Origin of the sequence: Paraburkholderia sp. XV (assembly GCF_020177535.1) — a bacterium.
GTDB lineage: Bacteria > Pseudomonadota > Gammaproteobacteria > Burkholderiales > Burkholderiaceae > Paraburkholderia > Paraburkholderia caribensis.
Genome location: NZ_JAGUUD010000011.1, coordinates 1 through 26,997, shown reverse-complemented (window position 1 = coordinate 26,997; position 26,997 = coordinate 1). Strand labels below are relative to the sequence as shown.

General features: G+C 66.1%; 23 protein-coding genes and 1 pseudogene. 7 read left to right on the top strand and 17 right to left on the bottom strand.

Annotated elements, in window-relative coordinates; translation table 11 throughout:
• Positions 1-7: 7 nt before the first annotated feature.
• From KFO72_RS08665 to KFO72_RS08620, 10 genes are all read right to left on the bottom strand, one after another.
• Positions 8-988 carry a type II secretion system F family protein gene (locus KFO72_RS08665; RefSeq protein ID WP_054934933.1) on the bottom strand — a complete coding sequence of 327 codons (981 nt, stop codon included), beginning with the start codon at positions 986-988 and terminating at the stop codon, positions 8-10.
• Between the two features lie 16 nt (positions 989-1,004).
• The gene (locus KFO72_RS08660; RefSeq protein ID WP_054934934.1) at positions 1,005-2,381 is read right to left on the bottom strand and encodes a CpaF family protein; all 1,377 of its coding nucleotides are present in this window, start codon (positions 2,379-2,381) and stop codon (positions 1,005-1,007) included.
• A 51-nt stretch (positions 2,382-2,432) separates the two neighbouring features.
• Positions 2,433-3,635: an AAA family ATPase gene (locus KFO72_RS08655; protein WP_060606495.1), complete on the bottom strand. Its 1,203-nt coding sequence runs from the start codon at positions 3,633-3,635 to the stop codon at positions 2,433-2,435.
• 130 nt (positions 3,636-3,765) lie between these two features.
• Positions 3,766-4,053 carry a hypothetical protein gene (locus tag KFO72_RS08650; RefSeq protein ID WP_054934936.1) on the bottom strand — a complete coding sequence of 96 codons (288 nt, stop codon included), beginning with the start codon at positions 4,051-4,053 and terminating at the stop codon, positions 3,766-3,768.
• 36 nt (positions 4,054-4,089) lie between these two features.
• Positions 4,090-6,144 carry a type II and III secretion system protein family protein gene (locus KFO72_RS08645; RefSeq protein ID WP_225031889.1) on the bottom strand — a complete coding sequence of 685 codons (2,055 nt, stop codon included), beginning with the start codon at positions 6,142-6,144 and terminating at the stop codon, positions 4,090-4,092.
• Positions 6,145-6,238: 94 nt separating this feature from the next.
• Positions 6,239-7,078 (bottom strand): Flp pilus assembly protein CpaB, encoded by an 840-nt coding sequence (gene cpaB / locus KFO72_RS08640; protein WP_054934938.1) that lies wholly within the window; start codon positions 7,076-7,078, stop codon positions 6,239-6,241.
• Positions 7,079-7,155: 77 nt separating this feature from the next.
• Positions 7,156-7,605 carry a hypothetical protein gene (locus tag KFO72_RS08635; protein ID WP_225031888.1) on the bottom strand — a complete coding sequence of 150 codons (450 nt, stop codon included), beginning with the start codon at positions 7,603-7,605 and terminating at the stop codon, positions 7,156-7,158.
• Positions 7,606-7,946: 341 nt separating this feature from the next.
• The gene (locus KFO72_RS08630; RefSeq protein WP_225031887.1) at positions 7,947-8,525 is read right to left on the bottom strand and encodes a prepilin peptidase; all 579 of its coding nucleotides are present in this window, start codon (positions 8,523-8,525) and stop codon (positions 7,947-7,949) included.
• Positions 8,526-8,635: 110 nt separating this feature from the next.
• A complete protein-coding gene (locus KFO72_RS08625) occupies positions 8,636-8,818 on the bottom strand; it encodes a Flp family type IVb pilin (protein ID WP_054934941.1) in 183 nt (60 codons plus the stop codon).
• A gap of 49 nt (positions 8,819-8,867) precedes the next feature.
• Positions 8,868-9,050, bottom strand: a complete 183-nt coding sequence (locus KFO72_RS08620) for a Flp family type IVb pilin (RefSeq protein WP_054934942.1) — start codon at positions 9,048-9,050, stop codon at positions 8,868-8,870.
• 1,012 nt (positions 9,051-10,062) lie between these two features.
• Here KFO72_RS08620 and KFO72_RS08615 point away from each other — a divergent pair.
• From KFO72_RS08615 to KFO72_RS08600, 4 genes are all read left to right on the top strand, one after another.
• Positions 10,063-11,568 carry a sigma-54 dependent transcriptional regulator gene (locus tag KFO72_RS08615; RefSeq protein ID WP_054934943.1) on the top strand — a complete coding sequence of 502 codons (1,506 nt, stop codon included), beginning with the start codon at positions 10,063-10,065 and terminating at the stop codon, positions 11,566-11,568.
• 164 nt (positions 11,569-11,732) lie between these two features.
• Positions 11,733-13,355 carry an MFS transporter gene (locus tag KFO72_RS08610; RefSeq protein ID WP_225031886.1) on the top strand — a complete coding sequence of 541 codons (1,623 nt, stop codon included), beginning with the start codon at positions 11,733-11,735 and terminating at the stop codon, positions 13,353-13,355.
• A gap of 102 nt (positions 13,356-13,457) precedes the next feature.
• A complete protein-coding gene (locus tag KFO72_RS08605) occupies positions 13,458-13,790 on the top strand; it encodes an NIPSNAP family protein (RefSeq protein ID WP_062916635.1) in 333 nt (110 codons plus the stop codon).
• A 224-nt stretch (positions 13,791-14,014) separates the two neighbouring features.
• Positions 14,015-16,612: a mechanosensitive ion channel domain-containing protein gene (locus tag KFO72_RS08600; protein ID WP_225031885.1), complete on the top strand. Its 2,598-nt coding sequence runs from the start codon at positions 14,015-14,017 to the stop codon at positions 16,610-16,612.
• A gap of 31 nt (positions 16,613-16,643) precedes the next feature.
• Here the strand turns inward: KFO72_RS08600 and KFO72_RS08595 are convergent, their stop codons facing one another.
• From KFO72_RS08595 to KFO72_RS08580, 4 genes are all read right to left on the bottom strand, one after another.
• Positions 16,644-17,132, bottom strand: a complete 489-nt coding sequence (locus tag KFO72_RS08595) for an SRPBCC family protein (RefSeq protein WP_060606478.1) — start codon at positions 17,130-17,132, stop codon at positions 16,644-16,646.
• 22 nt (positions 17,133-17,154) lie between these two features.
• A complete protein-coding gene (locus KFO72_RS08590; RefSeq protein ID WP_225031884.1) occupies positions 17,155-19,422 on the bottom strand; it encodes an ATP-dependent DNA helicase in 2,268 nt (755 codons plus the stop codon).
• Positions 19,419-21,134: a VRR-NUC domain-containing protein gene (locus KFO72_RS08585; RefSeq protein WP_225031883.1), complete on the bottom strand. Its 1,716-nt coding sequence runs from the start codon at positions 21,132-21,134 to the stop codon at positions 19,419-19,421. The genes KFO72_RS08590 and KFO72_RS08585 overlap by 4 nt, the downstream gene beginning before the upstream one ends.
• Before the next feature lie 85 nt (positions 21,135-21,219).
• Positions 21,220-22,812 (bottom strand): MFS transporter, encoded by a 1,593-nt coding sequence (locus tag KFO72_RS08580; protein ID WP_176052357.1) that lies wholly within the window; start codon positions 22,810-22,812, stop codon positions 21,220-21,222.
• Positions 22,813-23,095: 283 nt separating this feature from the next.
• Between KFO72_RS08580 and KFO72_RS08575 the strand changes: the two genes are divergently transcribed.
• Both KFO72_RS08575 and KFO72_RS08570 read left to right on the top strand, forming a co-directional pair.
• Positions 23,096-24,250, top strand: a complete 1,155-nt coding sequence (locus KFO72_RS08575) for a hypothetical protein (protein ID WP_225031882.1) — start codon at positions 23,096-23,098, stop codon at positions 24,248-24,250.
• Between the two features lie 109 nt (positions 24,251-24,359).
• A complete protein-coding gene (locus KFO72_RS08570; protein ID WP_225031881.1) occupies positions 24,360-25,484 on the top strand; it encodes an FUSC family protein in 1,125 nt (374 codons plus the stop codon).
• 139 nt (positions 25,485-25,623) lie between these two features.
• On the opposite strand, the gene KFO72_RS08565 is transcribed toward KFO72_RS08570, so the two are convergent.
• Positions 25,624-25,860 (bottom strand): hypothetical protein, encoded by a 237-nt coding sequence (locus tag KFO72_RS08565; RefSeq protein WP_225031880.1) that lies wholly within the window; start codon positions 25,858-25,860, stop codon positions 25,624-25,626.
• Between the two features lie 49 nt (positions 25,861-25,909).
• On the opposite strand from KFO72_RS08565, the pseudogene KFO72_RS42460 reads away from it, so the two are divergent.
• Positions 25,910-25,957, top strand: a pseudogene (locus tag KFO72_RS42460) (hypothetical protein); the annotation flags it as partial.
• A 94-nt stretch (positions 25,958-26,051) separates the two neighbouring features.
• Here the strand turns inward: KFO72_RS42460 and KFO72_RS08555 are convergent.
• The gene (locus KFO72_RS08555) at positions 26,052-26,480 is read right to left on the bottom strand and encodes a hypothetical protein (RefSeq protein ID WP_225031931.1); all 429 of its coding nucleotides are present in this window, start codon (positions 26,478-26,480) and stop codon (positions 26,052-26,054) included.
• A gap of 8 nt (positions 26,481-26,488) precedes the next feature.
• Positions 26,489-26,997: RHS repeat-associated core domain-containing protein (locus KFO72_RS42255; RefSeq protein WP_318248433.1), on the bottom strand; the 509-nt coding region annotated here is incomplete at its 5' end.

The window sequence follows — 26,997 nt, the reverse complement described above, 5'->3', positions numbered from 1 at the left end:
CCGGCTGCTACACGCGGATGCGCACCGTCTTGCGCAGCCACAGAATGCCGAAGAACATCATCCCCAGCCCGAGGCCCGCGATCTTTTGGCCCGTCGGGTCTTCCCAGAACACCTTGCAGTAGTCGGGGTTCAACACCGACAGCGCGGCGATCACGACGAACGGCAGCAGCCCCAGAATCCACGCCGACAGCCGCCCTTCCGCCGACAGCACGCGTACCTTGCCGAGCAGCTTGAGCCGTTCGCGGATGATGCCAGCGATGTTGCCGAGAATCTCGGCGAGATTGCCGCCCGCCTCGCGCTGGATCAACACGGCGATCACGAAGTAGCGCACGTCTTCGACGGGCACGCGGCTGACCAGATTCATCAGCGCATCGTTCATCGACACGCCGTAGTTGATTTCATCGAAGGCGATGCGAAACTCGCCGCCCAGCGGATTGGGCAACTCGTCGCCCACCATGCCGAGCGCGGCGGGAAACGAATGGCCGGCGCGCAGCGCGCGGGCGATCAGATCGGCGGCATCGGGCAACTGCCGTTCGAGTTGCACGATGCGCTTCGCGCGCTTGCCGCGCAGATACACGAACGGCAGCAGCGCGGCCGCGCCCGCCACCACCAGCGAAACCGCAAGCGGCAGATGCATCGCGCCCACGCCGAACACGAGCGCCGCGAACCCGAACGCGGCCGTGTAGCCGACGAAGCGCCCCACCGACCACGTCAACCCCGACTGTTGCAGATACAGATCGAGCCGATGCACGCGCGGCACGCGCATCAGCATGCGCGTGAGGGCCGGCGATTCGCTCAGCAGGCGCTGCTTGAGAATCGACATCTGTTCGCCGCCGATGTGACCGCCCGCCGACATCGCACGAATGCGCGCGTCGGTGCGCTTGACGACCGGGCCGTGGCGGCTGTTCCAGTACAGGTACGCGCTCTCGATCAGCAGCACGATCGCGACGAAGCCGAGAACGGCAAAAGCGAGCAGTGTCGTATCCATCTCCGCCTCCCGGGCGTCAGACTTCGAAACGCCGCGTCGGATCGAACATCTGATCCGGCAACGCAAGACCGAACGCAGCGAGGCGGTCGGCGAACTTGGGCCGCACGCCCGTCGCGCAGAAGTAGCCCTTGACCGTGCCGTCTTCTGCCACGCCCGTGCGTTTGAAGGTGAAGATTTCCTGCATGTTGATGATTTCGCCTTCCATCCCGGTGATCTCCGAGATGCTCATCAGCTTGCGGCGCCCATCCGTCAGGCGCGATGCCTGCACGACCACCGTGATCGCCGATGCGATCTGCTGACGCATCGCCTTGATCGGCATCGTCAGGCCCGCCATGCCGACCATGTTTTCGAGGCGCGTGAGCGCGTCGCGCGGCGTGTTCGCGTGCAGCGTCGCCATCGATCCTTCGTGGCCCGTGTTCATCGCGTGCAGCATGTCGAGCGCTTCGGCGCCGCGCACTTCGCCTAGCACAATGCGGTCGGGACGCATCCGCAGCGCGTTGCGCACCAGCGAACGCTGCGAGATCTCGCCCTTGCCTTCGATATTGGGCGGGCGCGTTTCCAGCCGCAGCACGTGCTCCTGGCGCAGTTGCAGTTCGGCGGCGTCCTCGATCGTGACGATGCGCTCGTCGTTCGGAATGAAGCCCGACAGCAGGTTCAGCATGGTCGTCTTGCCGCTGCCCGTGCCGCCCGAAATCAGCACGTTGAGCTTGGCCTTGATGAGCGCTTCGAGCAGTTGCGCCATGGCGGGCGTGAAGCTCTGGTTCTTCACCATGTCGTCCACTTTCAGCGGATTCACAGCGAAGCGCCGGATCGACACGAGCGGCCCGTCGATCGCGGAGGGCGGAATGATCGCGTTGACGCGCGAGCCGTCGGGCAGGCGCGCGTCGACCATCGGCGTCGATTCGTCGATACGCCGGCCGACGCGCGACACGATGCGCTCGATGATCTTCATCAGGTGGGCATCGTCGAAGAACGTGATGTCGGTGTGTTCGAGCTTGCCGTGCCGCTCCACGTACACGTGGCGCGGCGTGTTGACGAGGATGTCCGACACGCTCGGGTCGGCGAGCAGCGGTTCGAGCGGGCCGAGGCCGAACATTTCGTCGTGCACGTCCAGGGCGAGCCGGCGACGCTCGAGTTCGTTCATCGGAATCTTGTCTTCGTCGACGATCCGCTCGACCAGTTGCGCGAGCTCGCGTTTGATCTGCTCGGGCGTGAGGCGTTGCAGCTTGTCGAGTTCGACACGGTCGATGATCTTCTCGTGCACGTTCATCTTCAGTTGCTGATACGCGCGGCGCGCGGCGATGCTTTCGGCGCTGTTGCCGGCCGTGGCGGCAGCCGCCGCGTCGAACGGCATCGATCCGCTCTGCAGTTTCAGTTGATCGCGCAATGACATGGTGTCGCTCCCCGGTCCTGGTGTGTGCCGCTTCTCGTCAATTACCCGGCGTCAATGATTCGTCTTCAGTTGCGGCACGTCGCGCGGCTTCGGCGCGAAGAGGCGCGCGAGGCCGCCCTTCTTCTCTTTCTGCGGCGCGGGCCACAAGGTGTGCGCGAACGCGACGATGTCCTGCGCGAGCGCGCTGCCCTTCGCGATGCTCATGATGGGCAGCCCCTGATCGAGCGCCGCGCCTGCATGTTTGTCGTCGCGCGCGAAGCGATGCGCGACGCCCACGCCGAAGCTCTGCTCGAACGCCTGCAGGTTGACGGGCGCGTGCTTGTCGTACTGGTTCACCAGCACGCTGACCTTGCCTGTCGCGTAGCCGAGCTCGTGAAAGATATCGAGCATGCGGCGGCCCGTGCGCAGATACAGCACGCTCTGGCGCACCAGCATGCAGATGCGGTCGCTCTGGTCGAGCACGTGGATCGCGAGCGGATTGATGCCGAGACCGAGATCGACGATCACCGCGTCGTACTGCGCGCGCGCGAGCGTCAGCACGCGTTCGAGCTGCGCGGGGCGCAGCTCGCCGGCGCGGATCGGGTCGCCCGCGCCCGCCAGCACGTCGAGGTTGTCGTTCACGTGCATCACGCAGGCGTCGAAAAATGCGTTGTCGAGCCGGTCGATCTGCGCGCACAGATCGGCGAGCGTCGCGGCGGGCGTCAGGTCCGACATCAGCAGGCTCGCGTCGGCGAACTGCTGGTTCGCATCGACGAGCAGCACGCGCTTGCCACGCTGCGTCGCGAGCGCATGCGCGAGGTTCATTGCGATGAAGCTCGTGCCCGTGCCGCCCTTGCACGACGTCAGCGCCACGACGCGCCCTTCGCGGCGCGCGCCCGCCGTCTTCTTGCCCCACACGTGCGAAAGCTCGGCGGCGAACGCCTGCGCGTCGAGCGGCCACGGCAGCACGTGACGCACGCCTGCGCGCATCGCGGCCATCAGCAGCGCGGTCGATGGCGCGGGCGTGACCAGCATGCAGCTCAGTTGCGGCACGTGCGAGACGGCTTCTTCGATCGACGCCATGTCTTGCGGTTCAAGACCGACATCGTCGACGATCAGCAGATCCGCCGACTTGATGGACGCCGCGTGCGCGCGCAGATGCCGCACCGAGCCGTGCACGGCCCGCACGCGATGCGCGACGCCGCATCCTTCCAGCAGTTGCTCGATCTGGCGCGAGCGGTCTGGGCCCGATGAGATGAGGAGGATGTCGATCATGTTCAGTCTCCGCGTGCGGGGCGTGGGTGTCGTGCGTCGTTTCTGTTGCGGTTGCGAATTGCGAATTGCGAATTGCGAATTGCGAATTGCGATCACGGTGGCGCTCGCGCCGCGCGTGCGGCGCACCCGGTCAGTTCGAGCCGGGCAAGCCGACCGCGAACACGTTGATGGGCGGCGGCGGCGTCGTGAACGACTTCGCGTAATTCTTCTGGATTGCATGGGCTGTCGGGCCGTCGACGCCCGCCACGGGGTCGGTGTTCATGCCCGCGTTCGGATTCAGCGTCTGCATTTCCTTCAGCTGCGAGACGGAACTGCCGAACGTCTCGTCCCAGTGCGGCGTCGAGGTCAGGCAGCCGGCGAGCGTCAAGCTGGCCGCTGCGCACAGCGACGCGCGGATCAATGTCTGGATGGTTTTCATGTCGGTCTCCCGGTGTTCGTCAGAGGCAAGTCGCGCTCACTGCGTGCGGCGCTCGTCGTTGCTTTCGCGTGCTTGCTGGGTGCCGGACGGCGCGGGTTGCGTCGCGGGTTGCGTCGACAGAGGCTGCACGCTCACGCTCGCCGTCTGCACGGCGGCCGCATGCACGGTGCCGTCCGCCGGTTCGGTGCGCGTGACGGGCCCCGATCCGTCGCCCGCGCTGCCGCTGCCCGTCGAGCGCGGCGTGGCAGGCGCGCGGATCGCGTCCGACGCGGGCTGGGTGCGCTCGGGCGCCGGCACGGGCGACGGCGCCGTCGTGCCTTGCGAGGTGATGATGGGCGTCAGGACCACGGGTGCCGCCGTGCCGCCAGCCGCCGCAATCGCGCCACCCTTGACGGGGATGGGCGACGGGATCGCGGCACCCGTCGACGGCGTCGCCGGCTCGGCGGCAGGCTGCGGCTTCTTGCCTTCCATGTTGCCCGTGAAGAACACGCCCGCTTCCGTGACCTTGCCGAAGTGATCGGTGGGCAGCGGATAGTTCTGCGGCAGCGGTTTCGCAAGACGCGGCGTCACGACGAACACGAGTTCCGTCTTGTCCTCCTGGAAGTTCGTGCTGCGGAACAGCGCGCCGAGCACGGGCACTTCGCCGAGGCCGGGCAGGCCCTTGAGCGTGCCCGTCACATTGCTCTTCATCAGGCCGCCGATCGCGAAGCTCTGGCCGTCGTACACCTGCAGCGTGGTCGACGCGCGGCGGGTGGTGATGAGGGGCAGCACGGCCGTCGTGCTGACGGTGCCCGCCGTCACGGCGACGCCCGTCGGCGACAGTTCCGACACTTCCGGCGAGACCTTCAGATTGATGCGGCCGTTATCGAGCACGGTCGGCGTGAAGGTCAAACCGACGCCGAACGTTTCTTCCTGCAGGATGATCGTCGAGCCCGCCGCGCCGTTGCTTTGCGGCACCGGGATGAACACCTTGCCGCCCGCGAGAAAGCTCGCTTCCTGGCCGCTGATCGCCATCAGGTTTGGCTCGGCGAGCACCTTGACGAGCTGGTCGGTTTTCTGTGCGTCGAACGCGAAGTTCAGCGGCTTGTTGTTCGCCTTCGAGCCGATCAGCGCGGCCATGCCGCCCGACAGGAAATCGGCCAGCAGGCCGAAGCTCCAGCTGCCCGTGCCGCCCTGGATGTTGGCGGCCATGCCGAGCTGGTCGATCAGCGTCTTCGACACTTCGGCGACCTTCACTTCGAGCATGACCTGCTGCGGCGCGGCCACGTGCATCATGTTGACGATGCGTTCGTTGTTGCCGTTGCCCGAGGCGCCCGCCGTCTTCATCACGGCGGGAATCATCGCGCCGCCCTGGGCGCCTGCCGCGTTGGCGGGCGCGGCGACGGGCACGGGCGAAGTCTGGCGCGACACGTAGGCGCGCGCCAGGTCGACGATGCGCTCGGCCTTCACCGAATCGGAGACGGTGCCTGTCAGCACGAGCGTGTCGGCGGCGGCCTTGACCTGCACGCCCGTCTCTTCGGGCATCAACACGGCGAGCGTCTGCTGCAGGCCGCCCGGATCGGCGCCGACGGCGACGTCGATGATCGTGCAGGTGCCGCTTCTGCCCTGCACGATCATGTTGGTGGTGCCAACGTCGGTGCCGAGCAGATAGAGCGTTTGCGGCGACACGAGCATGGCCTGCACGATCGACGGATTGCCGACCGTGCGCGTTTTCACCGACTCGCGGATGTTGACCATCAACGACTTGCCGACGGGAATCGTCACGCTCTGGTGATCGGCGATCGTGCCCGTGCAGTTCGGGCCCCGCGCGCCTTGCGTCATGCCAGCTGCACCGGCTGGCGCGGCGCCGCTCATGCCGATCGTCAGATGCACGGCGCCGCCGTTCGACGCCATGCTCATCGGCAACGGTGCCTGGCCCGGCAGGCCGGCCTCCTGGCTCGCGGCCTGCGCGGCAGGCAGCGCCCACAACGCGGCGCCGATCAGGCCGCAGGCGCTGGCCTGCGCGAGGCGTGAGCGGCGCGCGGACGTAGCGGCTTGCGTCGTGTCGCGCTCACGCCTTGCATGCGCGCGCTGGTTCTCTGTGGCATTCATGTCCTTCCCCCGTATTGGCGCCGTGGTCCGGTCTCGTCACGGCTTGCGGTTCGCGCCTGGGTCTATGCCCGCGCGGTTCTCGATTACGTGCCGCTCAAAAGCATTCCTGTCTGGCCTGCGATCCGTCGATCACGCTCACGCAGTTCGACGGCGCCCGCGCAACGATCTTGCGCACCACCGGCTTCGGCGCGGGCGCGGCGGGCGCGGGCGGCACGGCGACGGGAATCTTCAGCAGCGAAGCCTTGGTCGCGCCCGCCGTGGTCGCGTCCTGCGGATCGACCTGGTTGCGCAGCACCAGCGACAGCGAGCCGATGCTGCGCGCGAGGTCGATCTTCTCGGCCTGCTCGGGCGTGACTTCGAGCGTCACGGCATCGACCACTTTGGGTTTGGTTTCGTCGCGGCCCGCTTCCTGCGCGACGGCCAGCACGAGGATCTTTTCGAGCACGATCTTCGAGATGTTCTGGTCGCGTCCCGTCGCCGTGCCGTCCTTGTTGTCCTTCTCGGTGTTGACGAGAATGTCGACGTAATTGCCCGGCAGCGCGAAGCCCGCGACGCCGATCACGTCGTTCACCCGCACGGTGATCGCGCGCTTGCCCTCGTTGATGACGGCCGACAGCCCGCCGACCGTGCCGACGGGCGAGAGCTTCGCCTCGAGCACGGGCTCGCCGCGCGCGAGGCTCGTCTTCAGCACGCGGCCTTCGAGCTTTTTGACGTCGTTGAAGGTGCCTGCCGGCACGCTGCCGGCTGGCCAGTCGGATACCTTCAGCATGTCGGGGGACACGCGCTGGCCGAGACTCATGTCGGCCGATGCGATCACCACCTTGGTTGTGGTCGTCGACGATTGCTGGATCATCCAGCGCGACGCGAACACCACGGCCGCAAGACCGGCCGCCGTCGCGACGACCAACATCACCAACGCGCGAGCGTTCTTCATGTCGTTCTCCTGACTCTCGCCGTCGGCGACGGCGCTCTAGGGATCGTGTTGCAGGGATTGCGCAGCGAGTCTGTCCGTCAGTCCATCAGATCGCGGTCGCGGTCCGGCGGGCTGTGCGCGTCGTCTTCGTCCGTGCTTGCGGCGCGCTGGTATGCGGGCAGCTGCAAGGCGGCCTGCAACGGCGCGGCTTGCTGCGCGCGGCGTTGCGCTTCGCGCTTCGCCAGCCACTGCGCGACGACGAGTTCCTCGAGCAGCGCTTGCAGCGCGTATTCGCGCTCCAGCCGGCCCGCTGGCGTGAGCAGCGCGCGCTGACGCAGATAGATGGCGGGATCGGTCGTGTAGAGCAGTTCCGGCGCCGCGTCCACGTAGTACATTGCGTACGCCGTGGACGCTGCCTCCGTGCGGTCTGGCCGGTTCATGGTGCCGGTCTCGATGCCGCAGCCTTTGTCCGCCGATGCGGGACGGCTCCCCCGTGTTGCCGATGTATTGGCATTGGCCGTCTTGCGGCCTGAATCGTTCGTCTTCATCACTTCCCCCGTATCTGGCCGGCCTTCCTGCGAAGGCTCTTTCCAGGTGGACGACCCCGCGTCCACACCCCGTTCCTGGATTTGCTTCAAGCCTTTCTGCGAAGGCTCTGTGCCGCTGTTTCTCTTGCCACTGCTGCTGCGTTTTATGCTGCGCTCCGGTGGGCTTCGACTGTTGTTCGCCGTTCGCCGCTTGTTCCCGGTTGGTCACGCTGTTTGTCGTTATGCACTGCCGCCCTGCCCTGATTTGCCTGCTGGCCCCGTCACTGCTTCCCCGTAGTCATCCTGTTGTTCTTGCCCCGTGCTGCGTGATTCCTTGTTCTTTCTTGTTGCTTGCCGCTGCGTCATACGTTCATGAACAGCGACAGCATCGTGCCGATTGCAATGGCCACGCCGTACGGCAGCGTGCCCGTCGTCGGCCGTCTCGTTCTCGTGTTGCCCGTGTTGCCCGTGTTGCCCGTGTTGCCCGTGCCCTGCCCGCTGTCGCGCGGCGCGCCGTCCGCAGGCATCGACACGTCGATCAGCACGGCAGCCATGTTGTGCAACCCGGCGCGCATCTGCCGATGCCGCAACATCTCCGCCAGCGCCCAAACGCCACCGACCATGCACACCATCAGCGCGGCTTCGAAAGCGCCGCTCGCGCCGCAAAAACATCCGACTGCCGCCATCAGCTTCACGTCGCCCGCCCCCATCATCCGCAGCAGATAACCCGGCAGGAGCACGGCGCCGCCCGTCAGCGTGCCGCCCGCCCACAACAGCATCCCGTCGATCGCGCCATGCAGCGCGCACTGAACGACGAGCCCCGCGCCCAGACCGATGACGATCAGCCAGTTCGGAATGCGCCGCGCGTGGAGGTCGTAGATCGCTGCAATCACGACCAGCGCCAACACGCACGGACCCACTGGAAAAGGCACACCGTTCATCGAAAGCTCCGCTGGTTGAATCGACTTTTCTGTTTGCCGCTGCCGGCCTCGATCGACCATGTTTCGTGGCCCGGCAGCGGCCGGGTGACGCGAACGCGAAACAGCCTGGATCAGGACGGTTGGGTGATGCTTACCAGCTTGTCCTTGACGTAGCCGAATACGCGGTCGAGATTGGTGCCGATCAGCCCGACCGTCGCGACGATCGCCACCGCGATCAATCCGGCCAGCAATCCGTATTCGATTGCCGAAACGCCGTCTTCTTCGCGCAGAAAGTTCTGAACTGCATTTTTCATGGTCTTCCCCGTTGAGATGTGGACTGATGCGAACTGGACCCGGCCACGCTCAGGTCGGTTGCGTGATGCCGACCAGCTTGTCCTTGATGTAGCCAAAGACGCGGTTCAGGTTGGTGCCGATCAGGCCCACCGTCGAGACGATCGCCACGGCGATAAGCCCGGCCAGCAGCCCGTATTCGATTGCCGACACGCCGTCTTCTTCACGCAGAAACTGGTTGATTGCGTTCTTCATGGTTTCCCCCGTAGGAAATGAGATGTCACATGGCCGCCGCGCCCCATGCGCATTGAGCCGCAAAACCGCCCTTTCGGACGGATACAACCGGCAGGTGCCGCGAAGGTGTCGTCATGGTCGCGAATGGCCGTACGTCGTACGAACCATTCGCGCCACTTTCTGCCGACGTCCGCCCCCCATTGGCTCCGCCGCCCCCACAGCCGCATCTGGCAAACCCCGGCCGCGACTGCGAAGTTCTGTGCTGTTGCCGGAGACTTCCTTTGGCCTTGCTTTCCGGCAGCAGCGCTTTCGTCGTGACTGCCATATCGCAACGGGTATGCCATGTGCCCGCAAACCCTTGTCGGGCCGTGATCGGGCTTGAGCGTCAGGTGGTTTTCGGGAGGCCTGCCGTTCGCAATGTTGCGAAACCGTAACGTGAATTCGCGGCGCGGCGCGGGCGTTCGCCAGGTCACATTGCCGTCGGCGCGCGCTCAAAGATGCGATCAATCGGGCCGCCAGGCCCGATGCCATTGGGCTCCCGGTCAGAAATACCGGTCACAGGGCCCTGCCACGAGGTCTGGAGAACCGGTCGTCGAATGTGTCGCAGAGTTGAGACGGCGGGAAAAGCACGGCTGCCGACGAGCGACAGCCTTGTGCAGCAAGGCTGTCGCGTGTGAGGACCGCTGGCGCGCAGCGGCGGGCGAGACAGGTCGCAAACGATTTAAGCGCCGGTAGAAATTGCAGGACGGCGGCATCTGCATCCAGATTTACGCTTATACAAAGCCCCTACCCATTCATTTATCTTTGTTTTCACCGTGCATTTCATGCGACGATAACTTCGCGTTGCGAAGCATGTATGCAGCGCAAGCGCATGGAGACATTGCGGCACTCATGACCCGCATATACAAGAAGGTGAAAAATGATGGGGTTCACTCAGGCGAACCCTCAAAACACCGCATCGTTTTGCCGTAGTACAAGGATCACTGACCTTGCTGCGCGACGCGCAAGGGCGACGTCCACACCCGGGGGTAACATGAATTCCACTTCCACAACGGGCGCTTCTGACCGCACTGTGCTTTGTATGGCCCCGACGCCCGACGAAGCACTCGCAGCCTTTCTCGGCGCGGCCGGATGGCAGGTCGTGCACGCCAGAACCACGGCCGCTGCGGAGAAACTGCTCGATCGCGGCGACATCAAGGTCGGCCTCGTGACGCTGCCCGACGATGTCACGCAGCAGCAGCTGTCGGCGCTCGAAGCCTGCATGCGTCACGGCGAGGCGAACTGGATCGCGCAAATCGCGCCCGGCCATGCCACCGACGACCTCACCAGCCGCTTCATCCTCGATTACTGCTTCGACTTCGTCACCGCGCCGTGCATGAACGACCGGCTGATCTTCGCGCTCGGCCACGCACACGGCCTGTCGAATCTGCGCCGCGCGAGCTTCCGGCCGCAGCCGTCGCTCGGCGCGCACGGCATGGTCGGCCATTGCGAGCCGATGCAAAAGCTGTATCGCCGCATCGACAAGTGCGCGCAGACAGACGCGCCGGTGTTCATCGCGGGCGAATCGGGCACGGGCAAGGAACTGACGGCGCGCGCGGTGCACGACGGCTCGGCGCGCGCGCAACAGGCCTTCGTCGCGATCAATTGCGCGGCGATTCCGCCTACCCTGTTGCAGGCCGAGTTGTTCGGCCATGAGCGCGGCGCCTTCACGGGTGCGCTGCAACGCAAGATCGGCCGGATCGAGCATGCGCATGGCGGCACGCTGTTCCTCGACGAAATCGGCGACATGCCGCACGAATGCCAGGCCGTGCTGCTGCGCTTCCTGCAGGAAGGCACGATCGAGCGCCTGGGCGGCAATACCTCCGTCAAGGTCGACGTGCGCGTGATCTCGGCGACGCACGTGAATCTGGAAGCCGCCGTGAAGGACGGGCGCTTCCGCGCCGACCTGTATCACCGGCTGTGCGTGCTGCGGCTCGACGAGCCGCCGCTGCGCGAACGCGGCAGCGACATCCGCCTGCTCGCCGACTATGCGCTCAGCATGTACAAGCAGGACGGCACGCACAAGATTCGCGGCTTTTCCAGCGGCGCGGTCGTCTCGATGTCGAATTACGACTGGCCCGGCAACGTGCGCGAACTGATCAACTGCGTGCGGCGCGCAGTCGTGATGACGGAAGGACGCTTCATCACGGAAACCGATCTCGGCTTGCCGGAAGTGTCGGGCGCGCGCGCGAAGACGCTCGCCGAAATCCGCACCCAGGCGGAAATCGAGGCGATCGAAGAAGCGCTGCGGCGGCACGGGCACAACCTGTCGGGCGCGGCGGCCGACCTCGGCGTGTCGCGCGCGACGCTCTACCGGCTGATGAACGCAAACCGTATGAACCCGGACGCGAACGCCATGCGCTCGATGCGCCGCAGCGGCGAAGGCCGCACCGATGGCGCCACGGACGGCTCATCCGATCCAGGCGGCGCGGACGACAGCGACGACAGTGATGCGGGCTCGCACAGGCCGCGCGCCGTCGCAGCGATGCCGGTGGGCTGAGTTCGCTGTTGTTCCGCTTCGGTTGTTCTCCCGACTTTCTTCCGTTGGTTTTCTTCCGCTGCGTCGCGCGGCGGCCGTCGCGTCATCCAGTTATTGCTGAACGGCGTGGCGCCTGACGTGTCCATTGCATTGTCGATCGCACCGCAATGGAGTGGACACCCGTCATGTCCGACCACGCTTCTCTGAATCATGCGCGCGACAAGCCGCACGCCTTCCCTGCCCAGGCCAGTCCCTGCGACGATCTCGCGATCCGCGCGCAACCCGCCGCCGGGATGCCGTGCCGCCGCAAGCGCCTTGCGCTCGGCGCGACGATACTCGGCTCCAGCATGGCGTTCATCGACGGCTCGGTCGTCAACGTCGCGCTGCCCGCCATTCAGAGCGAGCTCGGCGCCAGCGTCGCGGCGATGCAATGGGTCGTCAACGCGTATCTGCTGCTGCTCGGGTCGCTCGTGCTGGTCGGCGGCGCGCTGGGCGACAAGCTCGGGCGGCGCACCGTGTTCGTCGCGGGCATCGTGCTGTTCACGGTGGCGTCAGCGGCCTGCGGCCTCGCACCGGGGCCCGCCGCGCTGATCGCGGCGCGCGCCGTGCAAGGCGCAGGCGCGGCGCTGCTGGTTCCGGGAAGCCTCGCGATTATCGGCACCGTGTTCGACGAACGCGAGCGCGGCCGCGCGATCGGCACATGGGCCGGCTTCGGCGCGATCACGTCGGCGCTCGGTCCTGTCGCGGGCGGCTGGCTGGTCGACGCGTTCTCGTGGCGCGCCATCTTCTATCTGAACGTGCCGATTGCGGCCGTCACGGTTGCGCTCGCGCTGTTGTCGATACCGGCCAGCCGCGGCGAAGGCGCTGCACAGCGACTCGACTTGCCGGGCGCGCTGACGGCGGCACTGGGGCTCGGCCTGTTGACCTACGGACTCACGCTCGCTTCGTCGCATGGTTTTGGCGATGCGATCGTGAACGGCCTGATAGCAGGCGGGCTGGCGCTGTGCGTCGCGTTCGTCGCCATCGAGGCGCGCAGCCGTGACCCGATGATGCCGCTCGATGTGTTTCATTCGCGAGATTTCAGCGGCGCGAACCTCGTGACGCTGCTGCTGTATTTCGGCCTGGGCGGCGCGCTGTTCTTTCTGCCGTTCACGCTGATTCGCGCGCACGGCTATACGGCGACGCAGGCGGGCGCGGCGCTGCTGCCCGTGCCCGTCGTGATCGGCGTGCTGTCGCGCTTCACTGGCGGGCTGGCGGCGCGTTATGGCGCGCGCCGGCTGCTGACGGCAGGGCCTGTGATCGCGGCAGCCGGCTTTGCGCTGCTCGCGCTGCCCGGCTGGCTCGATATCGACCGCGCGCGCTACTGGACGAGCTATTTCCCCGCCCTCGCCGTGCTCGGCCTCGGCATGACCGTCACGGTCGCGCCGCTCACCACAACCGTGATGACGTCCGTTGCCGCCGCGCGCACGGGGGTCGCGTCCGGCATCAACAATGCCGTCGCGCGGATCGCGAGCCTGCTGGCGATCGCGGTGCTCGGCATCGTGTTCGTCTGGTCGCACGACGCGGCGCTGTCGATGCGGCTCGAACAGCTGCACATTCCCGCCGATCTGCATCGCGAGGGTCAGCTCGAACCGGACGCGATGGCGGGCGCGCATGCTGTGCCTGCCGAGATCGTCGCCGCACAGTCCGATGCGATCGACGCGGGGTTGCGCGCCGTCGCGCTGGTGTCGGCCCTATGCGCGCTGCTGGGCGCGGCCTGCGCAGCGGCCACGATTCGCGGCCAGCCGAAGCCGCGAGGCGAGCCGTAGCGCAAGGCACATCGACACTTCCACCCAGCCTGAAACATCGCGCGCCACGCGTCACGGATACTGACCGTCAGCCATCCCACGGCAACCACGACGGGAGTCTCCATGACAATCACCTGTTTCATCCGCTATCAGATCGATCCGTTCCAGCGCGAAGCGTTCAGGCAATACGCCGAGAACTGGGGAGATATCATTCCGCGCTGCGGCGGCCATCTGCTCGGCTATTTCCTGCCGTACGAAGGGACGAACGACATCGCGTGGGGCCTGATTGCGTTCGACAGCCTCGCCGCTTACGAAGCGTATCGCGCGAGGCTGCGCACCGATCCCGCAGCGGTCGAAAACTTCGCCATGGCGCAGGCCAGGCGCTTCATCCTGCGCGAAGAACGGACCTTCACGGAAGTTGTCGGCGGGACGCTCGGCAAGCCCGCTCACGCGTAACGCGCACCAAGCGCCAGCGACGCCGCCGCACTCCCCATCAGCACAAAAAAACACGAAAAAGCGTGCATCGCACGCATTCATGCGCATTGGATGATCGGATTCGCTGCTTTGCGGAACTTATCGTGCGCCGCGAGGGTCGCTTTATTTTCCAGTCGAATCGTGGTGGCTCCCGGCGCCGCATCGCGTCCAGCCGTACGCGCATCGCCGCCGCCCACCGGCCCTACATGCGCAAATTTCTCCTGCTCTGCCTGCTCGCGCTGTTCTGCGCGCCCGCCTTCTCCGCCGTGACGGCGACGACCAGCGCGTCCGGCGCGTCCGCCACCACCGTCACGCTCACGCCCGACCAGGCCCGCCAGGCGCTGCAGGTGCTGAACGACCCCAAAAAGCGCGCGCAGATCGAAGACACGCTGACGGCCATCGCCGCGGCAGGCGCGCTCGCGACGCCCGCCGCACCCGTGTCGGGTGCATCGGCGGCGGACGCGGCGTCGGGCGCGAGCGTGCCCGCCGCGTTCAAATCGAACGGGCTCGCGTCGCAGCTGGTGCGCCAGGGCGCGCACTGGATCACGGAAGGCGGCATGAACCTCAAACGCTCGGTCGCCGTGCTGCTCGACACATCGTCGGCCCGCTACTGGTGGAACGTGCAGCTTTCCGATCCGCACGAGCGCGCCAAGGTGTTCAGCGTGCTGCTCGCGCTGATCGGCACGCTGCTGCCCGCAATCGCGCTCGAATGGCTGGCGCGCAGGCTGTTGCGCCGGGCGCGCGCCGCGATCATCTTGCGGCGCGAGGCACGTGAGGCTCGCGAAGCGCGCGAGCACGCACGCGAAGCCGCAGCCTCGGATCATGCCGCGAACGCCGAAACCGCTGAAACCGCCGAAGCCGCGGAAACCGCCGCAGCGCAGGCGGCAGCCGGCGTCGCGGCGAGCCCGGCCGCGCCGTCGATGTCGACGCCGCCCCGGGCGTCGGCCGAATCGTCGCAGCCCAGGCCCGACAACCCCGGCAACCAGCAAAAAGAAGCCCGCAGCAAGCGCCAGGCGGAACATCACTGGACCACGCTGCAGCGTTTGCCAAGCGCGGCGCTGCAACTGCTGTTGCGGGTGCTGCCGCTCGTCGTGTTCGTCGCGGCCGCGAGCGCGCTGATGTCGATCTTCACCGAGGACGGCACGGTTCAGGACGCGGCGCTCAACGGACTGATCGACCTGTACATGATTTGCCGCGCGATCGTGATCGCCGCAGGCTTTTTCCTGCAGCCGGACGCGCCGGGGCTGCGCCTGCTGCGCGTGCCCGATAGCTGGGCGCTGTTCATGCAGCGCTGGGTGATACGCGTGGTCAGCGTGATCGGCGCGGGAGGCGCGATGATCCAGATCGCCACCGCGCTCGGCCTGAGCGACGCCGCGCATCTGCCCCTCGTCAAGCTGCTGGCGCTGGTCGGGCATGTGATGGTGTCGATCATGATCCTGCAATGCCGCGCGCCGATTTCCGCCTTGTTGCGCGAGCGCACCGGCGAGACGGACGCCGACAGCCAGCGCACCGTGACGATGCTCGCGCACGGCCTGATCGACATGTGGGCGTGGGTCGCCGTGTTCATCGTGATGGCGCTGTGGTTCGTGTGGGCGCTCGACGTGCACAACGGCTACCGCACGCTGCTGCATCTGGGCGGCCTGTCGCTCGCCGTGCTGGTGGGTGCGCGCGTGGTGGCGATCGTGCTGTTCGGCGCGCTCGGGCGGCTCTTTCATGTCGAAGAAGGCGAGCAGCGTTCGCTGGTGCATCAGCACGCGTACCGCTACTACCCATTGATCCGGCGCGTCATCTCCGCGCTCGTGGTGGTTGTCACCGCGCTCGTGTTGCTGCAGCTGTGGGGACTCGACGTGTGGCAGTTCTTCCGGCCCGGTGCGATCGGCCACCGCTTGACGTCGGCCATCGTGACGATCTGCGTGTCGGCCGTGATTGCGCTGGTGGTATGGGAGATCGCGAACGTCTCCGTCGAAAAACGCCTCGCGCAGTGGACCAAAAGCGGCGACCTGATGCGCGCCGCGCGGCTGCGCACGCTGGTGCCGATGCTGCGCTCGGCGCTGTTCGTCGTGATTGCGCTGGTCGTCGTGATGACGGGTTTGAGCGAGCTTGGCGTGAACACGGCGCCGCTGCTGGCGAGCGCGAGTATCTTCGGCGTCGCGCTCGGCTTCGGTTCGCAAAAGCTCGTGCAGGATTTCATCACGGGCATTTTCCTGCTGATGGAAAACGCGATGCAGGTCGGCGACTGGGTGACGCTCGCGGGCGTCTCCGGCACGGTCGAATATCTGTCTATCCGCACGGTGCGCCTGCGCGGCGGCGACGGCTCGCTGTACACGGTGCCGTTCAGTTCGGTGTCGACGGTGAACAATACGAATCGCGGACTCGGCAACGCCGCCGTTCGCGTCAGCATCGCGTACGGCGAGGACGTCGACCTCGCCATCGCGACGCTCAAGGAAATCGGCGCCGCGCTGCGCGACGACGAGCAGTTCAAGGACGGCATTCTGTCGGACTTCAGCTTCTGGGGCGTCGATGCCGTCGACGGCGCGTCCGTCACGCTCGCCGGCCAGATTCAATGCCGCGACTCGTCGCGCTGGCCCGTGCAGCGCGAATTCAACCGGCGCATCGTCGAGACGTTCCGCGCGAAGGGCATCGAGATCGCGAATCCGCAGCGCAGTTTGCTGATCACGGCCAGTCCCGCGCAAGGCGGTTCCGATTCCGCTAACGACGACCTCGAAGGGCCGCCGCGCCCGTCGAATGTGCCGGATGGACCGCAACAGGCGCAAAAGCCGTCGTCGAAGGTGGCGCGGCACTGAGCTTCCGTGACGCGGCCCCCGCCTGCCCGCCTCACGACGAATGTTCGACGCCGAGCAGCCGCGCGTCGAGCAGATCGGCCAGCGCTTCGCCGCCCCGCTGCATCACGTAGTCGTGATTCCATTTGAAGAACGGGCGCGCGATCGGCGCAAGCAGGTTCATCCAGCCGCGCTTCGTGCGTACGCGCCATTCGTAGCGCACCACCGTCGCTTCGCCGTGCGTCGAGAACTGCCAGCGCCCCGTTCCTTCGACGTCGCCGCACGCTTCGCCTTCGAGGGCGGCGAACGGCTCGACGCGGGTCACGCGCATGTCGAACGCGACGCGATACGGCAAGCGCCCTTTCCACGTGTAGCGATGCAAGGCGCCGACGCCGTCGCTCGCGCCCGGCTCCACTTCGATCACGCGCTCGACGCAGGTCCACCATTGCGGCCAGCGCGCGGGGTCGTGGATGGCATCCCAGACGGCCGGTAGCGGCGCGTCGACGCGCCAGATCGTCGTGAAGCGGTATTCGCCTGGGCGCACGGCGTGTCTCCCGTTCTTGTTGCTATGTCGCTATCTTCCACCAGCGCGGCAACAGGCGCTTCACATCCGCGCGCCGATACCGGTCGTCGATCAGATGCACGACGCCCGCATCGTGCTCAGTGCGGATCACGCGCCCCGCCGCCTGCACGACCTTCTGCATGCCCGGATATAGATACGCATAGTCGTAGCCGTTGCCGAACTGCGCATCGAAGGTGCGGCGCATCTGTTCGTTGACGTCGTTCATCTGCGGCAAGCCGAGCGTCGCGATGAACGCGCCGATGAGCCGTTCGCCGACCAGATCGATGCCCTCCGAAAACGCGCCGCCCAGCACCGCGAAGCCCACGCCCGCGCCGCCCGTCGCGAAGCGCGCGAGGAACGCGTCGCGCGCGCGCTCGTCCATGCGCGGCTCCTGCGTCCAGATGGGCACCTGCGGATGCCGTTCGCGCATCGATCCCGCGACGCGCTGCAAGTAATCGAAGCTGCTCAGAAAGCCGAGGTAGTTGCCCGGACGCGCGGCGTACTGCTGCGCGATCAGATCGACGATCGGTTCGAGCGAACGCTCGCGATCGCGCCAGCGCGTCGACACGTGATGCGCCACATGCACATTCAGCTGCTCCGCCCTGAACGGTCCTTCGACGTCGAGCCAGCCGGTGTCGGCGGGCAGGCCGAGCATGTCGCGATAAAAATGCTGCGGGCTGAGCGTGCCGGAGAATACGATCGTCGCGCGGGCGGCGGCGTAGCGCGGCTTGAGGAACGGCGCGGGAATCACGTTACGCACGCAAATCTGCGTGGCGGGCTTCGCGCGGGCTGCGCCGTGCGGTGTGTCGAGCGTCACGTCGACGATCGAATGATCGCCGAACTGCTCGACGAGCGACATGAAATGCAGTGCGTCGAAATAAAAACGCAGCGCGTTTTCATCGACGGATTGCGGGGTTTCCGCAAGCTGATCGCCAATCGATGCGATCAGGTTTTGCAACGCCGACTGCAGTTTTGGCGGCACGTCGGGCAGCACCTCGTACGCGGCACGGCGCTCGCGGTTCAACGCATTCCATTCGCGATTCAGGCGATCGAACGGCTTTTTGAGCGCTGCGGGCGCGGCATGGCGCGCGCCGCGAAACGCATGCTGATCGAGCGTCGCGCTGTACATGCGGCGCGCGCGGTCGGGCAGATTGTGCGCTTCGTCGGCAAGCACCGCGACACGCCAGCCGTTCAGCTGCGTGAGCGCGTATAGCATGGCGCTGCTGTCGAAGTAGTAGTTGTAGTCGCCGATCACGACGTCGCACCAGCGCGCCATTTCCTGAGCGAGATAGTACGGACAGATGCCATGCGCCAGCGCCGCTTCGCGCACGGCTGCGCGGTCGAGCGTGCGCGCCTGCAACGCGGTGTCGCGCGCGGCAGGCAGACGGTCGTAGAAGCCGCGTGCGAGCGGACAGGAGTCGCCGTCGCAGGATTTGTCGGGATGCTCGCAGGCCTTGTCGCGCGCGACGAGTTCGAGCGTGCGCAACGGCAGCGCGGCTTCGCCGCGATGCAGGGATTCGATGGCTTCGAGTGCGAGCGCGCGGCCCGGCGTTTTTGCCGTGAGAAAGAACACGCGGTCGAGATGATCTGCACCGCACGCCTTTAGCAGCGGAAAGATCGTGCCGAGCGTCTTGCCGATGCCCGTCGGCGCCTGCGCCATCAGACAGTGCCCGTCGCGCGCCGCGCGGAACACGGCTACGGACAGTTCGCGCTGACCGCTGCGGAACTCGCCGTAGGGAAAACGCAACGCGTTCAACGCAGTGTTGCGCGCATTGCGATGCGCTGCTTCGCGCGCCGCCCACGCGACGAAGCGCTCGCACTGATCCTCGAAGAATGCGCGCAGCGACGCGGCCGTATGCTGTTCGGTCAGCACGGTTTCCTTCTGGCTGGCGATATCGAAATACACGAGCGCGACCGTCAGTGCATCGAGCGCGCGCGCCTCGCACAGCAAATGCCCATACACCAGCGCCTGCGCCCAATGCAGCGCCCGATGATTCGCAGGCATCCGTTCAAGATCGCCGCGATGCGTCTTGATCTCTTCGAGCCGGTTCAACGCCCGGTCGTAGCCGTCGGCGCGGCCGCGCACCGTGAGGCCGCCGTGCGTACCCGTCAGCGTGATCTCCGCTTCGTAGCCGGATGCGCGACGCGCCGTCACGGCCTGATGTCCGGCGATGCCTTCGAGCGCCGACGGCGCGGGCGTGAAGCGCAGATCGAGATCGCCGCGCCGCGCGGTGAACTCGCAGAGCGTGCGCACGGCGACGACGTAGGTCATGCCGCCTCCGCGTCCGTTGTACCGGCGAGCGCATCGCTGGCGCTGCCGGTCCAGCGGATATCGAGGACGCGCACGGGCATGTCGTGCTGCACGCAGTACGCGAGCCAGCGTATCTGGTTGTCCTGCAGACGATCGCCCGGTCCTTTCACTTCGATCAGTTCATAGCGCCGCTCGCGCGGCCAGAAACGGATCAGATCGGGCAGGCCCGAACGGTTCGCGCGGATATCCAGCAACAGCCGGTCGAACCATAGCCTCAGATGGGCGGCGGGCAGGCAATCGAGCGCGAGCGTCAGCAGCTCGGGCGTGAGCATGCCCCAGAACACGAAGGGCGATTGCAAGCCGGCTTTGGTTTCGAAGTGACGCAGGATCGTCTCGCGATACGCGCTGCTGTCCAGTTTCGCGAAGCAGGCGTCGAATTGCGTGGCGCGGCGCGCGCGGAAGTCGGGCGCGTGCAGATCGGCGGGGCCACGCTGGAACGGGTGAAAGAACGCGCCAGGCACGGCCTCGAAAACGGGCTCCCAGCACAGCAGACCGAACAGCGAATTGATCAGCGCGTTTTCGACGTAGTGCACGGGCGCGTCGGGCGTGGACAGATGATCGCGCACCGCGTATTCGACGGCGACGGGTTCCAGTGGACGCGGCATTTCGAGCATGCCGCGCTGCGCCGCGCGCACGCCCGCAGGTTTTGGCGCGGCGACGCCGAGCCGCCGTTGCAGGCGCGGCAGCATGCGCGCGACGCGCTGCTGCTCCTCTTCGCTCTCGGGAAGCGCGGCAGCTTGCAGCGCCAGCGCGAGCGCCGCTTCGTCGCGTCCGCCGCGCTCCAGCACGCGCATGCGCCTGTGCCGCGCGCCCGGCCAGGCGCAGCGTTCGTAGATGCGCAGCGCCGCCTCCCAGTCGCGCCGGCGTTCGGCCTGATAGCCGATCGCGTACAGCAGCTTCGCGCGGCGCAACGCGAGCCAGGGGTTGTGCTGTGTATCGATTGCATCGACGGCTTCGAGCAGCGGGTCGAACGCGGCGTCGCCCGTCAGTTCCAGTGCTTCGCGGCACGCCTGCAAGGCCAGATAACCGTCGACATCGCCGCGCTGCCGGAACGCCCGCGACGACGGCGCGAACGCCACGCGCTCGTACTGGTACACGCCGAGATCGGCGAGCACGAACTCGGACCAGTCCTGATGCAGATTGCCGAAGAACATCAGCCGGAAGCGCTCGCACAGCGGCGCGACGAGCACGCGCAGCGCGGCTTCGTCAGCGGCTGGGTCCCATTCGCGATAACGCCGCTGCAACGCGTGCGCGGAGTCCGCGACGCGCAGCGCTTCGAGCCACTCGACCTTGCGCAGGCCCTTGAGCGCGGGCGAAACAGCGAACATGCGTTGCAGTTCGGGGCGCGTCGCGCACGCGAACAGTTCGTCGAGCGACAGGGCCGCGTCCGCATCGACCCAACCAAGCGCGGCGAGCGGCGCAGCCGCCTGCACGGGACAACCGATTTCCGCATACGCGAGCCGCCCAGTGCGAAACAGCGTGCCTTTGCGCATCAGCATGCGCACGAGTAGCGCGCGCGATGCTTTCGGCAGGCGCGCGTCGTCGCGCAGGAATGCGCCTAGAAAGGCGCGCTCGCTGTCGTCGAGCAGATCGTCGTAACGGCCGGCGATCCACGCGAGCGCGCGCTCGAAATTCGACAGGTAATAGAACGGATCGGGAGCGTCGGTCGGCACGGCTATCGGAGACGGAAGGCTGTATATTTATACAGCCATGATAGCAAAACCCGTGGCCCGCGAACCCGGAAACCGTGGATGCCGCTCATGCACCTCGCACTTCCGTCTCGGCATAGGTCACCTGCACGGCGGGCACGAACCACGCGAGGCATAGCCCGATCAACGCGGCGAGCGCGGCCACCGACAAGCCGATGTGAATCGACGCGATGAGCGCTTCGCGCGCCATGTGCATCATCGGATCGCCGGATTGCCCTGCCGCCACCAGGTGCTCGATCAGCGCGGACTGCTCGTTGCGATCGACCAGCAGATCGGGACTCGCGAACGACTTGAGCCATTGCGTCGCCTGGTACGAATCCAGCGAGCGGTTCACGCCCTGCGTGTACATATGCCCGAGCAGCGCGCCCGTGATCGCGGTGCCGAGCATGCCGCCAAAAATCCGCAGCGATTGCAGCAGCGCCGTCACCGCGCCGAGGTGATCGCGCGCGACGATCTGCTGCGAGCAGATCGTCAGGTTGGTCGCAACGAGGCCAAGCCCCAGTCCGCTCACGCCCATGCACGCCATCCACACGATATGCGGCTCGTGCCCCTTGAACGAAACGAGCGCGACGCAGCCGGCCACGAACAACGCGAAGCCGGCGTACATCAGCCCGTTCGCGCGCCGGATCCGCGTGACGATGCGGTTGTTCAGCACGCTGCCGACCGTCGTACCGAGCAGCAGCGGCGTGATCAGCATGCCGGAGTCGTGTGGCGACATCGCGTAGCCGCCCTGGAACAGCAGCGGCACGTAGAACACCATCGAAAACAGCGCAAAGCCGCCGAGCACCGACATCGCAAAGAGCGGCGCGAGCTTGCGGTCGAGCAGTACGTCGACGGGCACGACGGGATAGCCCATGCGCTTTTCCCAGAAGTACAGCGTCAGGCCGCACACGGTCGTGATGGCGAACAGCAGCCCCGTCGTACCGCTGATGCCCTCGCGCGGCAGCAATTCGATCAGCAGTTGCAGCGCGCCGAACGTCACCGCGACGACGAATGCGCCGAGCCAGTCGAGCTGGATCGGCCCGCTCGCCTTCAGATGGCGCAGCCTGGGCAGAAACATCTGGACAAAGATCAGCGACACGATGCCGACGGGCACGTTGACGAAGAATACGAGCCGCCAGCTCTGCATTTGCGTGAGCATGCCGCCGAGCGTCGGCCCGACGATGTTCGCAATGCCGAACGACGACGTGACGAACACCAGCCAGCGCAGCCTGAGTTTGGGATCGGGGAACAGATCGGCGACGGTGGCGAACACGGTGCCGATCAGAATGCCGCCGCCGATGCCCTGCAGGCCGCGCGCGGCGACCAGCAACAGCATGCTGTTCGCGAGCCCGCACAGCACCGACGCCAGCGTAAACAGCAGGATCGCGGCGATCAGGAACGGCTTGCGGCCATACAGGTCGCCGAGCCGCCCGAAGATCGGAATGGTGATGACGGACGCAAGCATGTACGAGGTCGCGACCCACGCGTAGAAGTCGAAACCCTTCAGATCGGCGACGATGCGCGGCAGCGCGGTGCCGACGATGGTCTGGTCGAGCGCCACCAGCATCGTGACGAAGGCGATGCCGAGCATCGCGAGCAGGGACTCGCGAAACGGCAGCAATTGCCGGCTGGGATCGTGAACGGAAATGGCGGATCTCATGGCGTGCTCCACCGTAAAGGCGTCGGCGTATGTGGCGGACAGGCTGCCGGGCCTTTGCACCGGCATGCGGCTCTATCGAGAGTGATACTCGCGTCTGAAAATAGCAAGCGCATTTCCCCGGCGGCCGCCTGTCTTGGTGCCTGGCTCCGGGCGACATTCGCCGCCGCCCGGCCGCCCGAATTCCTGCCTATACTTACCTGGCCGTTTCGGACAAAGGCAAGCGGCCAACCGCCGCGCGACAGGTGATTCTCTCATCCGTTTGCTAACACGAAGGAGACCTTTGGTGAACGACGCCGATCTGGTCGCCGCGGCCCACGCCGCCTTCAATCCCTACGTTCTCGAGCAGTTGAGCAGCCGCATCGGTTTGCCGCCCGACACGATCCGCCTGGTGGTGGAACGCGCGGCACCCGGCATCGTCCTGACGATGATGGCTAGAGCGGGCAGCGCGGAAAGCGCGCAACGCCTGTTCATCGTGCTCATGTCCACCGAGTCCAATCCGCGCATCGCGGCGCAACTCGCCGGCCTGACCGCGAGTTCGCACGGGCTGAAGGCCGTCGAGCGCTCCGGTCATGCGCTCGCGACGCGCATCGCCGACAGCCGCGAAATCGCCATGATCAGCGACCACATCGCCGCGCTGACGGCCGTGCCGCCGCAAGCCACGCATGCGTTGACGGACGTCGCATCGGCTGTGGTGTTCGGCGCCGCCAAGCACCACATGCTGCTCGAACAGGGCAGCGCGGGCGACCTGCCCGGACTGCTCGCGTATCAGTGGCCGATCGCTGCGCCGTGGCTCGCCGAAGGCTATGCGAAGGCACTCGGATTCGAGAGTTCCGCTGCGTTCGCGGATAGCGTCCCGCAACGGCTCGTCGAACTGGCGGCCGTCATGCCACGCGAAAGCGTCGCAGCCGGGAACGGAGCGCCGCCAACCGTGGATGCCGCGCGGTCCGGCGGCTATGCTGGCAGCGATCCCTACGGACTGGCGGGCGGCGCGCCTGGCGCTTCTGCCTATGGCGCTGCCTCCGCTTCTGCTTCCTCTGCCGCGCGAACGGCGCCTGGCGCGCCCGCGCAGTTGCTGACGACAGTCGAACCTTCCGCGCCCCGCCCACGCCGCGTTCCCGTCTGGGCCTGGGGCATACTCGCCGTCATCGTGTTGCTGATCGGCATCATCGTGTACGGCTACCGGCAGCGAACGGGCGCGGACGAAGGGACTGCGCAGCTCGCCGGCAGCACGGCATCGGGCGCGTTGTCGACGGCCGTGCCCGTGTCCGGCGCATCCGCGCCGCCTGCGGCGCAGACGGCAGCGGATTCGGGCAGGTCGGGAACGGCGGCGGCGTCGGAGGCAGTGGCGTCGTCCGAAGCCGCGTCGGCGACAGGGGCCGCCGCCGCGGGAGGCGCTCCTGCCAGCAATGCGAACCCGGCCTCTGCGGCAAGCCAGTGAAGCGGGCATTGCGCCATTGCGGCGCCGGGCCGCGTCTCGCCGTGTCCGTACCCGGCGGGACGTCGCTTTCCCGCATGCGAACTCTTGCGCCTTTGTGACGACGCGTGCCATGGACCCGTCTACTGATCCCGCCGATCGCGAACCTTCCGCCGACACCGCGCACAGCGGACTACCCGCGAGGCATCCGATTGCCGCGTTCGGCGGCTGGCTGGCGCGCGTCGATCCCGGCACGCATCGACGCATCAAGGGCTTGCGCCTCGTGACGGCATATGGACTCGCCGCGGCGCTCGGCACATTGCAGGACGTCACGCATGGATTGCCACGCGGTACGTCGGTCGGTCTGCTCGCGGCCAACTTCGCGCTGTGGGCGAGCGTGTCCGAGGCGCGCACGACGCGGCCCGAATCGAGCCGCGATCTCGCGCTGCTCTGTGCGGCGGCCGCGCTCGGTGCGGCCATGTATGTATGCGTTGCGCAGCCACTGCTCGGCTTCGGGCACGCTGGTCCCGAGCTCGTACTGGTGACGGGGGCGTTCCTCGTTGGCTACCTGAAGCGATTCGGCGTGACGGGCGGGGGACTTGGCTCGCAGATCTACATCGGGCAACTGCTCGCCTACGGCGCGAACCTCGCGCCCGCCGATCTGCCCGCGATTGCCATTGCGGGGTTGATCGCGATGCTGGCGTCGATCGTGCCCCGGCTGCTGAGCGGGCCCGCCGAACGGCCAGCCGTCGTCGCCGCGCTGTCGCCCGGACCCGAGCCCGTGCCGGGACGGCCTTCACCCGAGTTCGTGATGGGACTGCAGGCCGCAAGCGGCGCGCTCGTGGTCGTCGCGTTGAACGCGTGGCTGAACCTCGCGGAATCGGTGTGGGCGATCACGGCGTGCACGTACGTGGTCGCCGGGTCCGCGACAGGCACCGTGCAGCGCGTGCGGCGGCGGATCATCGGCACGCTCGTTGGGGTGCCGCTCGGGCTCATCTGTTTGCCGATTGCGGAGCATGCGCCGCTGCTGATCTGGCTCGCCGCGGCGCTCGCGATGGTCGTTTATTCGATGGCGTTGCCCGAGCGGTATGACATTGCGTGCGGCGCGTTCGCGTTCACGCTGATCGTCACGCTGGCGGTGAATGGTATGCACTCGATTCCATTTCTCACGGCGCGGGCGTGGGAGACGTTGATTGGCGGGGCGCTGGGGTTGCTGGCGGCGACGGTTATTTTTCCGTTGAGGGTGAGGGAGGGGTGAGGCTGGCTCGAGGAGTCAGGAATAGTGTCGAGCCCGTTGCGGGCTGAAACTCATCGGCGGTGCGTAGCTGATGATCGAACTCACGCGCCGCGGGCGGGCGCGCATAGCGCCGCGCTTTCTTCAGGCGACCCGCCGCATCTTACTCATACAGCCATGTCGGTCCGCCCGGCTCCCGGCGCCGCGTCAGATTGGCGTGCGCGTCATACTCGCACGTCACCCCGAGATACTCGCCCATCACGTTATCGAGCCACTTCGGCAGCGATCGACGCCACGCCTCCACCTTCTCCCGATCCTGCACGCCGCGCGTGTCGTGGCGCGAGAATGGCTCACCGAACGTTTCGTGCCCATCCAGCAGTCCCCGACACTTCCAGCGCAACTGGAAGCGACCATTGCACCTGCGAAGCGCGCCGCCGCTTTATCCGTGGATGAAGCTCGCTGGGCGTTGGATCGAGAACGCCGGATTTGCAGCAGGACAGCGCGTCAAGATCGCTGTTGAACATGGGCGGCTCACCATCACCGTCGAACAGAAGAACAAAGGGCCGCGTCAGCGGCCCTTGACTTACTCACCTAGAGAGTTATCAGGCTCCCGTATAAATCAAGCTGACGATTTTCGGCAACATAAACATAAACGTCACGACCAGTTACATAGCAGTCACCAAACTTCCGAACATCTTCAATTGACTTCGGATCTTCGACCTCTCCATACACACCGTCAACATCCAAGCACCATAAGTCATCGAATTTCACCAGATGCACCCCCGCGCAAATCGAGTTTGGCTGATTCCCTTTCCATTGGGCATTGAATTCCGCAACATCTTTCACAACGATCTTGACGGTATCCCATCTATCCCCCGGAACCGAATGATTTTTCGCATAAAAGATAGCTTGAGCCGCTGCAGGCTCTCCCATCGGATAGAAGAAACCAAACGACACAACAAGACCATCATCAAAGTTGTGATAGTCGTTTAGCAATTGTTTCAATTCTTCTTCAGACATCTCCGCCCCTACTGTCCAATAGGTGTTGCTGGTTTCATGCCCGGAGGAATCGCCTTCCATTCAGCCGGAACATCCGATGGCGGAATATGAGGTGCGTTGGGACCATGCGCCGCAGCCACACTCGCCGCACTACCCGGGGGTTGAATTGGGTGTGCATGACCAGAGCATGCACATCCACCGTGATTCTTGAAATCGACTTGCCCGATTAGATCACCATTGCCATGGTAGACCGCATTCTGCACGGCAACCGTTCCCGTCGAATCGCTTTTCGTATAAATCGAATTCGGCGTCGCACCCGTAAGCGGTGGTCGTACAGTACCTGACGTTTGGCCACCACTACCCGCAGTCAATCCCAGGGGATCGACCCAGCCCGTGGGATTTTTGCAGTAGTTGTACTCATTCAACCCACCGGCCAAGCCAATGGGGTCTTTGCTAATGTAGCGCCCCGCGTGCGGATCGTAATACCTGTGCCGGTTATAGTGCAGCCCCAATTCCTCATCATGATACTGCCCCTGCG